Below are 13449 nucleotides of genomic sequence, written 5' to 3' on the forward strand. Positions count from 1 at the left end.
AAATATAGAATTTATAGCTAGCAAGCCTTCCAGCTTTCGATCCAAGCTTGGGCGCTTGATTCGATGCGCTCGATCACCTCTTCGAAATCATCGTTATCGCCTTTATATGGATCTGGCACATCACTGCCGCAATAGGTAGGGTCTTCTTCACTAAATAGGGCCAGCTTTGCCAAGTCCTCTTCTGACTCTGCCATGTCGTCTTTAATGGCTTGTAGGTCAGCCAAATTCTGTGAATCCATGGCTAAGATCAAATCAAAATCACGGAAGTCATCGGCGCTGACTTGGCGTGCAACCAATTTATTAATTTTGTAGCCATGTGATTTCGCATGGCGCTGCGAACGTGGGTCAGGTTTGTCGCCGACATGTGAATCACTGGTACCTGCTGAGTCTATCTTTATTGAGAGTCCAGCAATCGCCGCTTGCTGACGGAAAACTTCCTCAGCGGTAGGGGAGCGGCAGATGTTTCCTAAACAAACCAATAATACAGACGAGGGAGTACAGGCTTTCATCAGCATAATATGACCTTCTATAACAAAAAAACATGCTATAAGAAACCAGCACTGTTAATGCGGCTTTTATTAGCATGCAATCGATTGAACCAACGACTAGCGTAACGCTTAATCGCTTGAATGGCAAGGACAGAGACTAGACAATAGCGTCACTTAATACTGGGTTTATGACAATGCTATAGGTAACTGGGTGATGCGAGGGTAATGCTGTATCAATCTTGATTGCTTTTGAAGCGCTGTAAGTCACGGCGCTCTTTTTTGTTGGGCTTATTATCAGGACGAGCAAGGTTGGCCAGTTTGCGCTGTTCAGCATAATAAGCACGCCGCGTTTCGCTCTCTTTGGTCTCTGAGTATAGCACCTCAGCGGCGGTCGCATTGCCCCGCTGTGCAGATAGCGCCTCAACAATGACAGTCTTTTCAGTCATGGCGGTCGCTGAGCCTTGACGAATGGTTAGCTCATCGCCGACTGAAATCTCTTTACTGGTCTTGACGCGGCTGCCACCATAATGCACACGTCCGCTTTCAATGGCTTGCTTGGCAAGGGTGCGTGTGCGGTAAAACCGAGCGGCCCATAACCATTTATCGAGACGAATTTTGACCAAACCTTGGGTGTTATCATCAGTATTTTTTTTCATAAAGCTCACTCTGTATTTGTTTTTATATCAAATAATATGAGGGCATATTTGGTATTTACAAATAAGGTTTTGTGTTCGTCGCCGTCTGTAGCAGATTATAGAAAGTAAAAAGCGACCCATCATATGACAAGTCGCTTTTATAATAAGGTCTAAATATATCCCGTTAAGTCATTATTTCAAAAATAACTGATAGCCAATATTGTCATTGACCGTCGTGCAGTCATAGCCGATGTCTAGTAAGGCGTCTTGTAGCTGACGAGAGTTGCTTTCTGAGGCTTGTAGACCAACCAGTACACGGCCTTCAGCGGCACCATGGTTGCGGTAATGGAATAAAGTGATATTAAAGTCATCGCCCAATTTTTCTAAGAAAGTCAGCAGGGCGCCCGGACGCTCTGGGAATATCACTTGTAGTAACTGCTCGTTTTCGACCTTAGCGTGACCACCAATCAAATGACGGATATGTGACTTGGCGATATCATCGTCAGTCAGATCGTGAGCGGTATAGCCATCATTTGCCAATTGAGTACTAATAGTTTGACGCTCTTTTTCACCTTCTTTTAATGCAATACCGACAAAGATTGAGGCAGGCTCCATTGAGTCTGGTGACTTTTTGCTATCGGCACGGTAGTTAAACTCAGTAATATTACGACCGTGCAGACTGCGGCAGAAGTTCAAGAAAGCGCCAGTTTGTTCTGGTATAGTAACCCCAAAGATAGCTTCTTTTTTCTCGCCAATCTCAGTGCGCTCAGCAATATAACGCAGACGGTCAAAATTCATATTAGCGCCGCAAATGATGGCCGCGCAGTTTTTGCCTTGAATATTGTTCGCTGTGATATATTTTTTCATACCAGCAACTGCCAACGCACCTGCAGGCTCTACGATACTGCGGCTCTCCTCAAACACATCTTTGACTGCTGCGCAGACTTCATCGTTGCTACAGGTGACGACGTTAGGCTCCACGATAGGGCCTGAATTGTCACTTTTCTGAGTACGCACGACGTCAAAAGGCAGTTCACCAATTTGCGCGACTGCCACGCCATCGACGAACAGTCCGACTTGCTCAAGTTTGACACGTTCACCCGTTTCAAGTGCGGCTTTTAGGCAAGCTGATTGTTCCGCTTCTACCGCGATCACTTTGACATGCGGTGCCACTTCTCCCAAAAATGCGGCGACACCTGAGATGAGACCGCCACCACCAACGGCAACAAACACATAATCCATGTTACGCCACTGTTGGGTCAACTCAAGCGCGATGGTTCCTTGCCCAGCAATCACCAATTCATCATCATAAGGCGGTATAAAGGTCAGGCCCTCGCGCTCAGCACGATCTATTGCATAGCGGTTTGCTTGATCAAAACTATCGCCATGCAGATCGACATTGCCACCAAGCGCTCTGACGGCTTCTACCTTAATATCAGGCGTAGTCGTTGGCATAACGATGATGTTGTTTAGTGACAGTTTGCGCGCAGAGTAAGCCACGCCTTGAGCATGGTTGCCTGCTGAGGCGCAGATAACGCCGCGCGCTTTTTGCTCATCGCTTAGCTGACTGATACGGTTGTAGGCACCTCGTAACTTAAAAGATTTGACAGGTTGTAAGTCTTCACGTTTAAAACGAATGTCATTGGCAAAACGTTGGGTCAGCTTGGGCGCCGTTTCAAGTGGTGTTTGAATCGCAACGTCATAGACGGTGGCTTGTAGTATGGCTCGTACCCAGTGTGACAGCATAGTAATCCCTAAACAGAATGAATATAAAAATGAAATAGATTAGCCTATGCTGATTTTGAGTATCTTGCAAGACTCAATTGCAGTTTTCTTGGGATTTTATGCCTGAATGAATATAAAGTGAAAGCGTGTGGTGAAGAACGTTGTGAGATAAGTATTATATGACTACCGAATTAGAATTGTGATTGCGCTAACATCGATCAATATCATCGGTTATAATAGCCACGCATTTTATTTGTTTTAGCCTTTTACTTTTTTTAAGACCATACGTTTATTTTCCAAGGATTTATGATGAGTGATCAGCAAGCACAAAAGCAAGCCGCCGCCCGCGCTGCCCTAAGCTATATCGAAGATGATATGATACTTGGGGTGGGGACGGGTAGTACGGTCAACTGTTTGATTGAGTTGTTGCCACAATTGAAGCTTGCTGGTGCGGTTGCCAGCTCACAGGTGACTGAAGACAAACTGCGTGCGCTTGGTATCGAAATTGTTGATCTAAACTTTGCTGGTACGCTTGATGTTTATATCGATGGTGCTGATGAGGTCAATGAGCACTTGCAACTTATCAAAGGCGGCGGCGGTGCATTGACTCGCGAAAAGATCGTCGCGGCTGCTTCCAAAAAGTTTGTGTGTATGGTTGATGAGAGCAAAAGCGTTGAGATCTTAGGTCGCGCGTTTCCAGTGCCGATTGAAGTCCTGCCGCAAGCGCGCTCTTATGTCGCGCGTCAATTAGCAAAATTGGGCGGTGAGCCTGTCTATCGTGAAGACTTTGTCACTGATTACGGCAACGTTATTCTAGATACTTATGACTTGGATGTGAGTAATCCAATCGCGCTTGAAAAAGAGCTGAATAATATCGTGGGTGTGGTCTGTAATGGTATCTTTGCGGCAAACCAAGCGGATGTGCTATTAAAAGCCAGTGCAGATGGCGTAACAACGCTTACGCGCTAATACAGTCTCAAGAATACAGTCTCAAGCCATTTTTACAGATAAAAAGCCGTCCAAATCTGAACGGCTTTTTTATTTATGAACGGACTAATAACTTATCTTACTGTTTTTTACACGGTAAGTTAGGCAGGTAGTTTGATTTTGTCTTTTAGCAAAAACTCCATCAAGGCTTTTTGCGCATGTAGACGATTTTCGGCTTCATCCCACACAACAGAGCGCGGATCATTTAGCATATCATGAGAGATCTCCTCACCACGATGGGCGGGCAGACAGTGCATAAACACCACTTCAGGGTCGGCTTTGTCTAGTAGAGACGGCGTCACTTGATAAGGGGCAAAACGACGTGCGCGCGTATTTTGCTCGGACTCTTGACCCATACTTGCCCATACATCGGTGACAATCAAATTAGAATCTTTGGCTGCGTCTTGTACGTTTTCGACCAAGCTCACGCAATGTGAGAAGCGTTCCATAAGTTTCGGATCAGGCTCGAACCCATAAGGCGCTGCCACGCGTAATTCAAAACCAAACTGATTGGCGGCTTGCATAAATGACGAGCACATATTGTTGCCGTCACCGACCCACGTGACGATCTTATTTTCGATGCTACCGCGATGCTCATAATAAGTCTGCATATCAGCAAGCAATTGACAAGGATGGTATTCATCGGTCAACGCATTGATAATAGGGACGCTTGAGTATTCAGCAAAGGTCTCGACTTTTTCGTGCCCAAAGGTACGAATCATAATGATATCAACCATGCTGGAGATCACGCGTGCTGAGTCTTCTAATGGCTCACCGCGACCGAGCTGCGTATCGTTGGGTGATAAAAATATAGCATTACCACCAAATTGACCCATGCCGGTCTCAAATGAGATACGGGTACGCGTTGAAGATTTTTCAAATATCATGCCAAGCGTACGACCAACGAAAGGCTGATATATCTCGCCTGCGTGTTGCATCTTACGCAATTCGCTTGCGCGTTTGATTAAGTTTTCTAGTTCTTGTTTGGTTAAATCAGATAAGGTTAAAAAATGGCGCAAACTCATAGTAATCCTAGCAGTCGATCGCAGTCAGTGAAACGTCATCAGTCTTCAATATCATCGCGTCAGTGCGTATACTGGGTTGACAACAAACTTTTAGTATAGCGTATTTACTTTCAATGTAAACGTGCAATTTTATCAAGATCGAATGGCTTGCTAAATAGACCGAAATCGCATTAGCAAGCCATAGTACTCGTATGCTAATGCCTGTGCCGTTAATGATTATGCCTGTGTACGGTTTGGACGTATGCTGAGGCGACATAACAGCTCATAGCTAATCGTTCCAGCATGACCTGCCACTTCATCGACACGCGGCGCATCGCCCCAGAGCATGACTTTGCTATCCAAAGCAAGGCTTTCAGGCGTTTTGCTGACATCAATGACGATCATATCCATTGCCACACGCCCAATCACAGGACAACGGTAGCTTTGATTGTCGTTAGTATCGATGACGGTGACATAAGCGTCGTCACTTATTACACGCGGGTAGCCGTCTCCGTAACCCACACTCACGAGAGCGGTTCTGGTGTCTTGCTGCGCACGCCAGCGGCTACCATAGCCGATCGCATCATTGGCACTGACCGTTTGTAATGCCATAATTTGAGCACTAAATTCCATCGCGGGCTGCAAGTCTAACTCTTGTGCGCTTTTATCGACGACAGGCGAGCTACCGTATAAGATGATGCCTGGGCGTACCCAATCATAATGGTACTCTGGGAAGTTGACGATGCCAGCAGAGTTGCATAATGAGCCTTTGATATCTAGGCTAATGGTATCTTTCAAAGTCGCAAGTACGCTTGAGAAGCGCTCAATCTGCATGGCATTTAATGGATGGTCATGATCATCAGCATTGGCAAAATGGGTGGCTAGGATCAGCTGATAACCTGCTTCATGCAAACGCTTGGCTGCTGATAGCACACCCTCAGCATTGAAACCCAAACGGTTCATACCTGTATTATATTTTAGCCAAACCACATTAGTTGCACTACCAGCTGGCGGGAAGTTTTGTAGTGCCCATTCTAACTGTGGTCCGTGGTGAATCACGCAGCTAATATCATGATCAATGGCTTGTTGCCACTCATCAGCGCTAAATGCCCCTTCTACTAGACCAATGGTTTTCTCCCAACCTAATTGTCTGGCTTCTAATGCTTCGGTTAAAGTCGCAACCCCAATACCATCTGCTTGCTGCAGGGCTGGTAATACCGCCGCCACGCCATGCCCATACGCATTGGATTTGACCATCGCTAAGACTTTTGCTTGCGGTGCGCGTTGTTTTACTTGATTGAGATTATGAGTAATGGCTTTTGGTTTTATGGTAATGGTGCGCATAATCGCCTTCTTTATGAGTAGAATTATGAAGTGATAAAGCCAGTACAGCATCAATGGAGTTGATACTATACTGGCTATGTGGTTAAAGCTACTTACTAACTTGTGAGTAAGCCAAAATCGGTATGGGCTTACATTTTACTAAGACTTAAATGTTATAACGCTGATTACTCATCATTCTCAAAACTGACGCCTTGATAGTATTCTGGCGTTAGATTAATGAAGCGGGTGAATTGACCTTCAAAACCCAAGCGTACGGTACCAATAGGGCCGTTACGCTGCTTGCCGATAATAATTTCCGCCACACCTTTGTGGTCTGAGTTTTCATTATAAACCTCATCACGATAGATGAACATAATCAAATCGGCATCCTGCTCAATTGCACCAGACTCACGTAGATCCGACATAATTGGGCGTTTATTTGGACGGTTTTCTAGACTACGATTAAGCTGTGACAACGCAATCACGGGACATTCAAGCTCACGTGCGAGCGCCTTTAGACTGCGCGAAATCTCAGAAATCTCGCCAACACGGTTGCCATCTAGGCTCGGCACTTTCATCAGCTGAAGATAATCGACCACGATAGCACCCAAGCGCCCATCATGGTTTTTGGCAATACGTCGACAGCGTGAGCGCATCTCGGATGGCGGCAAGGCGGTACTGTCATCAATATATAAATGCTTAGACTGTAGATGCTGAATGGCGTTCATCATCTTTGCCCACTCATCTTCATTCATTTGCCCAGAACGTAGATGCGTCTGGTTAATCGCGCCCCATGAAGACAGCAAACGCATGACAATAGACTCTGCCGGCATCTCCATCGAAAACACCACAACAGGCAAATCTTCATTAAATAAAATCCCTTCTGCCAAGTTCATTGCAAAAGTGGTTTTACCCATAGAAGGACGAGCGGCGACGATAATCAAGTCGCCTGATTGTAGCCCTTGCGTTTTATTATTCAGCTCGACAAATGGCGTTTGTAAACCAATCATGCCATCGGGGTTGGATTTTAACTCTTGAATCTGATCGATAACATTGGTTAAGACCGAAGTAATACCGACAGGGCCACGCTGTTCCGCGCGTTTGTTATGCTGCTCATTGATGCTAAATATCTTACCTTCGACATTGTCCAAGATATCACTAACGCTTTGGTCTTTTGGATTGTAGGCCAGCGCTAGCATGTCATTACCCGTGGTAATGAGCTGACGCAGCGTTGAGAGCTCACGTACGCGCTGAGCGTAAGCAGTCAGGTTAAACAAGGTCGCCGGACTTTGGCTCAAAATATCAGCTAAGTAGCTGTCCCCACCTGCACCTTTGAGTAACTTTTGCGCCTCTAACCAGTCGTGTACCATGACCGTATCATAAGGCTCATTAACGGCTGCAAGGTGAGCAATCGCATCAAAAATATATTGATGTCGCCCCGCATAAAAGTCATCTTTGGTGACGATATCGGCAATCTTGTCGTACGCCTCTTCGATACTCATCAAAGACGCGAGCAATGCCTTTTCAATATCGATATTGTGCGGCGGTGTCTGATTGAGTAAGTCGTCGGTTTTGTCGTTTTCTGCCATGAGTGCCTAATGAGTCAAAATGGGTATAAAAAAAGATGTCGATGGTAGCGCAAAACAGATATGGTACATCTCTACGGTAGATGTACCAAAACGTGGTTTTAGATTTGCCTGCAAATGCTACAATCAGAAGCGAAAGTTTAACACATAATGTGATTTTTTAGGCTGGGTAAGCAACTAAATCTACAGTGATTGTTATGCATAAAATAAGAGACCGCATCCATTGTCTAAACGTAACAACTGAAAATATTGACGATAAATATAATAAAATCAAAAATTTAAATAAAATAAGGCTATTGCTATGACAGAACAAAAACGACCATTATTAATCACGACAGGTGAACCTGCGGGCATTGGAATGGATGTCGTATTGAATCTGGCGGCAGAGGGCAAGCTGCAAGATTTTGACCGTCCCATTTGGGTAACCGCTGATGCGAGCACGATGCAAGTCCGTGCAGAGGAGTTGGTTTCAGCTGGCGTGTTGACAGAAGTGCCTATTTGGCAAACCATTGACAACGAGGCTGGTGACTTTGATATGGACGCGGCCGAGCAGATAGCACAGCAGGATATAGATGCTGATAGTGCTTTTATTTTGCTTAACGTCCCTTGTGCAGGACCAGTTACTGGCGGACAAATCAATATGGCCAACTCAGCGATGGTGGCTCAGCAATTAGACATTGCTCATCAGTTAGCAGTAAATGGAACAGTTGCCGCTATCGTCACAGGTCCTTTACAAAAATCAGCGCTGATAGATGCTGGTATCAAGCTATTGGATGGCACTATGTTTAGCGGTCACACCGAGTTTTTTATGCAGCAAAGTGGCTGTGAGAAAGTGGTGATGATGCTTGCCAATCAAGCGATGAAAGTCGCGCTTGTCACTACCCATTTGCCATTAAAAGACATACCTGCTGCCATCACCGCGGATAATGTACGTCAAACAGTACAAATCGTTGTCAATGACATGAGAGAAAAGTTTGGCCTCACGCAGCCTCGTATTTTGGTGTGCGGTCTCAATCCACATGCAGGCGAGGGCGGGCATTTGGGTATGGAGGAGATTGAGATTATCAATCCAGTCTTACGAGAGTTCACCGATGCAGGCGTCAATATTTCAGAGGCGATGCCAGCCGATACGCTGTTTACCCCCAGACACTTAGCAAACTGCGATGCAGTCATCGCCATGTATCACGATCAAGGGTTGCCCGTACTCAAATCACACGGCTTTGGTGATACGGTAAATCTCACCTTAGGACTGCCTTATATTCGCACCTCTGTCGATCATGGTACGGCGCTAGACTTGGCGGGACGCGGCGGCGCAAGTGCGACGAGTTTATACCAAGCATTGAAGATGGCTAATGAAATGGCGGATAAGTCGCTTACTAATTGATATATTTGTTATGGCTCATCGCCGTATAGGTATTGTTCACGTCGTACTTGATTATTTTAGTGTGAATAATACCTATTTATAAATAATCAAAGACGACTTAATATAAGTGGTTCCATTATACCGGTCTGTTTTAAGTGGTCTGTTAATAGGTTTAAATGCTGAAATAGATGGTTCCGCTAGGGTATACTCATGTAGAACTGCATGTAATAACACTAATTTGGACTTTGATAATGAAAAAGGATAAACCATACATTGTTGTGGTTTAATATTGTTGTAACAACGGTAACTTTACTTATTTAATAGAAGAAAAAACAAAATCAATTAGCGATGTTTAAACTGGTATTCATTGATGGTCACTTTAATTAGATATAAAGTAAGTAAACAAAAAGTCAGTAAGGTAATTGATAACGTGTCTAAACGAACCATAAGTATGTTGGCTAAAGAACTGAGTGTAAATGTCGAAACAATTCGCTTTTATGAACGCAAAGGCTTAATTAAACAACCACCAAAGCCTATGCAGGGCTATAGACATTACCCGAAAGAAACGGTAAATAGAATACATTTTATCAAGCGTTCTCAAGAATTAGGTTTTACGCTAAATGAGATTGAAGGGTTACTTGCGTTAAACGATAGTCCATGTAGTAAAGTACAAGAATTAGCTAATAAAAAACTGATCGCAGTACAAAAAAAGATGGCTGACTTGTTGTTGTTAGAACACGCTTTGGAAGAACATTTAGGACAATGCCAAAATAATGATGACGATAGCCACTGCCCAATAATTGATTCGTTGCAACCGAAGTAAATGATTCACTTAACTACCATTTCCCACTAAAACAGCATATCCAATTTTACTTCTGCGCCTTAATTCAAGTTAGCTTATTCCCCGTATCTGTCGTAGCAGATTATCAAAGATAAATTTTTTATAAATCACCCTTGACTCCGTACTTAGGTACATGCAATACACTTGCATTATCTAATGAGGTATCTATATGAATCAAAAAGAATCAAACCTTCCAATGATAGGAGGCATCATAGCAGCATTAGGCGCAGGCGTATGCTGTGTAGGTCCTTTGCTCCTGTTATTACTTGGGGTAAGTGGCTCATGGATTGGTAATTTAACTGCATTTGAACCCTATAGGCCATTATTTATCGCATTTGTAGTGTTGTTGTTTGGTTACTCAGGTTGGAAAATTTACCGTCCTGTAGAAGAGTGTGAGCCGGGAACGGCCTGTGCAATTCCTAAGAAACAGCAACAACGAAAAGTCATTTTCTGGCTGAGCGCTATAGTTGCGACAATTTTAGTGACCAGTAATTATTGGATACTTTTGTTTGCTTAATATACAGATCAAGAAATTTATAACATTTTAAAATTTGGAGCTAATTATGAAAAAATTATTATTAACCGCACTGCTTTCACTTTCTAGTTTTGGTGCTTTTGCTGAAGTAAAAACAGTTACACTGGAAGTGCCAACGATGAACTGTGCGACATGTCCAATCACAGTTAAAAAGTCATTAGAAAATGTTGATGGCGTTGAAAATGCGAAAGTTACCTACAAGCCTAAGCTAGCTGTTGTTTCTTTTGATGACACTAAAACCAACATCAATGCATTAATTGCAGCGACTACCAACGCTGGCTACCCTTCAAATTTAAAAAGTGAAAATAAGTAATATTTAGCCCCTTAGAACTAGTTACGCGTATCGGAGATAAAGCAGGCTCTATAGGTGCACTTGTTTCGGCAATGGGATGCGCCATGTGTTTTCCCGCGATAGCTAGTCTTGGTGCGGCAATTGGGATGGGATTTCTTAGTCAGTGGGAAGGGGTATTTATCAATACGTTGTTACCACTGTTTGCAGTATTAGCGCTGGTAATGAATATCTTAGGCTGGTTTAGCCATCGTCAATGGCACCGTAGTTTTATCGGTTCAATTGGCCCCATTTTGGTTTTACTCTCTTTATACCCTTGGTTCCAGTACGGGTGGAGTTCATACGTTACTTATACGGGGCTAGGACTAATGGTTGCTGTATCAATTTGGGACATGGTTTCTCCTGCGAATAAACGCTGTGATGATGAAACTTGTACCGCTTAACTTTTTAAGAGGAATAAAATATGTCAACGAATAGTTGTTGCTCGCCAAATGACATCCAGCCAGAACAATTACATGTAGCCATTATTGGTAGTGGTTCAGGGGCCTTTGCCAGTGCGATTAAAGCAGCAGAAGGCGGAGCAAGAGTTACTATCATTGAAGGAGCCGATGTAATCGGAGGTTGCTGTGTAAATGTCGGCTGTGTTCCTTCAAAAATATTGATCCGTGCTGCGCAATTAGCGCATCAGCAACGTACTAACCCGTTTGATGGTTTAGAAAATATTCAGCCACAACTTAGCCGCTCCTTATTAGCACATCAGCAAAACGCTCGCGTCGAAGAACTACGCGATGCTAAATATCAACGTATTTTAGAGAGTAATCCCGCGCTATCTTTACTTAAAGGTTATGCACGTTTTAAAAATCAAAATACCTTGCTAGTTCACAAGTCTGATGGTAGTGAAGAAGAGCTGGTTGCAGATCGCATTTTAATTGCAACAGGCTCTACACCAAGCATTCCGCCAATTAAGGGTTTAGTTGATACACCTTATTGGACATCAACAGAAGCCTTATTTGCAGAAGAGTTACCGAGTAGTCTAGTTGTCATCGGCTCCTCCGTTGTTGCTCTGGAAATTGCGCAAGCTTATGCCCGTTTAGGTAGCCGTGTGACAATTCTAGCCAGACATACCCTTTTATATGCTGAAGATCCGTTATTAGGTGAAAAACTGGCAGAGTGCTTTGAAAAAGAAGGTATTAGGGTACTTAATAATACGCAAGCAAGTCATGTTTCTTATGATAGCAATGGTTTTTCATTGGAAACTAACGAAGGAACATTAATCGCTGAAAAATTGCTTATCTCTACGGGTCGCCATGCAAATACTGGAAAGCTTGGTTTAGAAAATGTTGGTGTTGAAACAGATAAAAGTGGTGCCATTGTTGTTAATAGTATGATGGAAACATCAACAGCTAACATTTATGCCGCTGGAGATTGCTCCAATATGCCACAATTTGTTTATGTTGCTGCTGCTGCCGGAAGTAGGGCTGGAATTAATATGACAGGTGGAAATGCGCAACTCGACTTATCTACCATGCCTGCTGTTATATTCACCGACCCACAAGTTGCTACGGTAGGTCTAACCGAAGTACAAGCTTCAGCGGTAGGAATAAATACGATAAGTCGTGTACTTGATATGGAAAACGTACCAAGAGCTTTAGCAAATTTTGAAACGGATGGTTTTATCAAGTTGGTAGCTGAAGAATCCACGGGAAAACTGATAGGCGCACAAATTTTAGCCCATGAAGGCGGAGAACTGATTCAAAGTGCGGCTCTTGCTATTCATAATAAAATGACAGTCGAAGAATTGGCAGGTCAACTATTTCCGTATTTGACGATGGTTGAAGGATTGAAGTTATGCGCTCAAACCTTTAGCAAAGACGTTAAAGAGCTATCTTGCTGCGCAGGGTAATCATTTAACGGTAATGTACTTACAGAAATGTTAATGGAGTGCCATTAATAGCTGTTATTTCAAATAATTTTCTAGCGGTTTTTTCTCAAAATCTTCAGGATACATAGTAATAAAATTCTTCATTTCATTTCTGAATGTGTCTGTATCCCGCTTACCCTCGCCTGACAAACGATGGTAATTATTATAGTCCGCTTCAAATTTCTTTGAGCGCACGATAGGAGGCTGCGCAAAATTCATCCCAGTAGTGCTATGACATTTTTAGAGTGTATCGACTATATAAGGGTAAGACTTTTTAACGCTGTCTCTTGTTTTTTTTCTAAGGCTGTGAATTTTTTCAATAGTTGGCTGAGTCTGTGACACTGTATTTTCCTTTTGTTATTATCAATAAAGAATTTATGGATTATTCAATTTCTCTATAATAATGGCTCTACGCAGAGCTTTTAAGTATTGAGTTTTAAGACCTAAAATGAGTGAGTACCTATACCAGTCATACATTACCTTCCAGTTCACATTTTATAAACATACTCAAGTATAAAAAGTATTTTTCCGTATAGAGTGAATACGACGCTAGTTCATTTTGTTTGTGATAATCGGCATCAATGTGCTTATTTATTACGCTTACTTTCTAAAAATATCATGTCAATTATAATCAATGCGACACCGACACAGACACCTATATCTGCAACATTGAAAAGAGGATAATTCCAGACATCAGCATAATGCACATGGATAAAGTCAACCACTTTACCAATTCTTAAACGATCGATTAA

Annotated in this window: 13 protein-coding genes and 1 pseudogene; 7 read left to right on the plus strand and 7 right to left on the minus strand. The window is 43.1% G+C overall.

The annotated features are described in order from the left end of the window. Positions 1-17: 17 nt before the first annotated feature. The 3 genes from AC58CZ_RS04305 to ilvA form a co-directional block, all read right to left on the minus strand. Positions 18-515 carry a low molecular weight protein-tyrosine-phosphatase gene (locus tag AC58CZ_RS04305; protein WP_083328818.1) on the minus strand — a complete coding sequence of 166 codons (498 nt, stop codon included), beginning with the start codon at positions 513-515 and terminating at the stop codon, positions 18-20. Positions 516-721: 206 nt separating this feature from the next. Beyond that, on the minus strand, positions 722-1144 hold the full coding sequence (locus tag AC58CZ_RS04310) for an RNA-binding S4 domain-containing protein (protein ID WP_071001659.1): 423 nt from the start codon (positions 1142-1144) through the stop codon (positions 722-724). 171 nt (positions 1145-1315) lie between these two features. Then, positions 1316-2869, minus strand: a complete 1554-nt coding sequence (gene ilvA / locus AC58CZ_RS04315; protein ID WP_071001658.1) for a threonine ammonia-lyase, biosynthetic — start codon at positions 2867-2869, stop codon at positions 1316-1318. A gap of 288 nt (positions 2870-3157) precedes the next feature. Here ilvA and rpiA point away from each other — a divergent pair, with 288 nt between their 5' ends. Continuing rightward, complete coding sequence (gene rpiA, locus AC58CZ_RS04320) at positions 3158-3817, plus strand: ribose-5-phosphate isomerase RpiA (RefSeq protein WP_071001657.1); 660 nt, start codon at positions 3158-3160, stop codon at positions 3815-3817. Between the two features lie 119 nt (positions 3818-3936). Here the strand turns inward: rpiA and argF are convergent, their stop codons facing one another. The 3 genes from argF to dnaB form a co-directional block, all read right to left on the minus strand. Beyond that, positions 3937-4860 (minus strand): ornithine carbamoyltransferase, encoded by a 924-nt coding sequence (gene argF, locus AC58CZ_RS04325; protein WP_071001655.1) that lies wholly within the window; start codon positions 4858-4860, stop codon positions 3937-3939. Positions 4861-5076: 216 nt separating this feature from the next. Further along, on the minus strand, positions 5077-6183 hold the full coding sequence (alr, locus tag AC58CZ_RS04330; RefSeq protein ID WP_071001654.1) for an alanine racemase: 1107 nt from the start codon (positions 6181-6183) through the stop codon (positions 5077-5079). Between the two features lie 164 nt (positions 6184-6347). Further along, entirely contained in the window at positions 6348-7751 is a 1404-nt protein-coding gene (gene dnaB / locus AC58CZ_RS04335) for a replicative DNA helicase (protein ID WP_071001653.1), read from the minus strand. Positions 7752-8049: 298 nt separating this feature from the next. Between dnaB and pdxA the strand changes: the two genes are divergently transcribed. The 6 genes and pseudogenes from pdxA to merA all read left to right on the plus strand — a co-directional run. Further along, on the plus strand, positions 8050-9132 hold the full coding sequence (gene pdxA, locus AC58CZ_RS04340; RefSeq protein WP_494223383.1) for a 4-hydroxythreonine-4-phosphate dehydrogenase PdxA: 1083 nt from the start codon (positions 8050-8052) through the stop codon (positions 9130-9132). 430 nt (positions 9133-9562) lie between these two features. Next, positions 9563-9934, plus strand: coding sequence for a mercury resistance transcriptional regulator MerR (gene merR, locus AC58CZ_RS04345; protein WP_033011277.1), 372 nt, complete (start codon positions 9563-9565; stop codon positions 9932-9934). A 187-nt stretch (positions 9935-10121) separates the two neighbouring features. Beyond that, positions 10122-10469, plus strand: a complete 348-nt coding sequence (locus tag AC58CZ_RS04350; protein ID WP_016899520.1) for a mercuric transporter MerT family protein — start codon at positions 10122-10124, stop codon at positions 10467-10469. 46 nt (positions 10470-10515) lie between these two features. Next, positions 10516-10800 (plus strand): mercury resistance system periplasmic binding protein MerP, encoded by a 285-nt coding sequence (gene merP, locus AC58CZ_RS04355; RefSeq protein WP_008110847.1) that lies wholly within the window; start codon positions 10516-10518, stop codon positions 10798-10800. After that, positions 10800-11219, plus strand: coding sequence for an organomercurial transporter MerC (merC, locus tag AC58CZ_RS04360; RefSeq protein WP_186475527.1), 420 nt, complete (start codon positions 10800-10802; stop codon positions 11217-11219). Before merP ends, merC begins: the two co-directional genes overlap by 1 nt. A gap of 68 nt (positions 11220-11287) precedes the next feature. Further along, positions 11288-12679, plus strand: a pseudogene (gene merA, locus AC58CZ_RS04365) (mercury(II) reductase); the annotation flags it as partial. 605 nt (positions 12680-13284) lie between these two features. Here the strand turns inward: merA and AC58CZ_RS04370 are convergent. After that, on the minus strand, positions 13285-13449 hold a 165-nt coding region (locus AC58CZ_RS04370), incomplete at its 5' end, for a signal peptidase II (protein ID WP_497413137.1).

The sequence above is a fragment of the Psychrobacter sp. CR212 genome (assembly GCF_059693765.1).

Coding starts and splice junctions, on each gene's coding strand:
- AC58CZ_RS04305 (WP_083328818.1), bottom strand. CDS start 515: ATGCTGATGAAAGCCTGTACTCCCTCGTCTGTATTATTGGTTTGTTTA.
- AC58CZ_RS04310 (WP_071001659.1), bottom strand. CDS start 1,144: ATGAAAAAAAATACTGATGATAACACCCAAGGTTTGGTCAAAATTCGT.
- ilvA (WP_071001658.1), bottom strand. CDS start 2,869: ATGCTGTCACACTGGGTACGAGCCATACTACAAGCCACCGTCTATGAC.
- rpiA (WP_071001657.1), top strand. CDS start 3,158: ATGAGTGATCAGCAAGCACAAAAGCAAGCCGCCGCCCGCGCTGCCCTA.
- argF (WP_071001655.1), bottom strand. CDS start 4,860: ATGAGTTTGCGCCATTTTTTAACCTTATCTGATTTAACCAAACAAGAA.
- alr (WP_071001654.1), bottom strand. CDS start 6,183: ATGCGCACCATTACCATAAAACCAAAAGCCATTACTCATAATCTCAAT.
- dnaB (WP_071001653.1), bottom strand. CDS start 7,751: ATGGCAGAAAACGACAAAACCGACGACTTACTCAATCAGACACCGCCG.
- pdxA (WP_494223383.1), top strand. CDS start 8,050: ATGACAGAACAAAAACGACCATTATTAATCACGACAGGTGAACCTGCG.
- merR (WP_033011277.1), top strand. CDS start 9,563: ATGTTGGCTAAAGAACTGAGTGTAAATGTCGAAACAATTCGCTTTTAT.
- AC58CZ_RS04350 (WP_016899520.1), top strand. CDS start 10,122: ATGAATCAAAAAGAATCAAACCTTCCAATGATAGGAGGCATCATAGCA.
- merP (WP_008110847.1), top strand. CDS start 10,516: ATGAAAAAATTATTATTAACCGCACTGCTTTCACTTTCTAGTTTTGGT.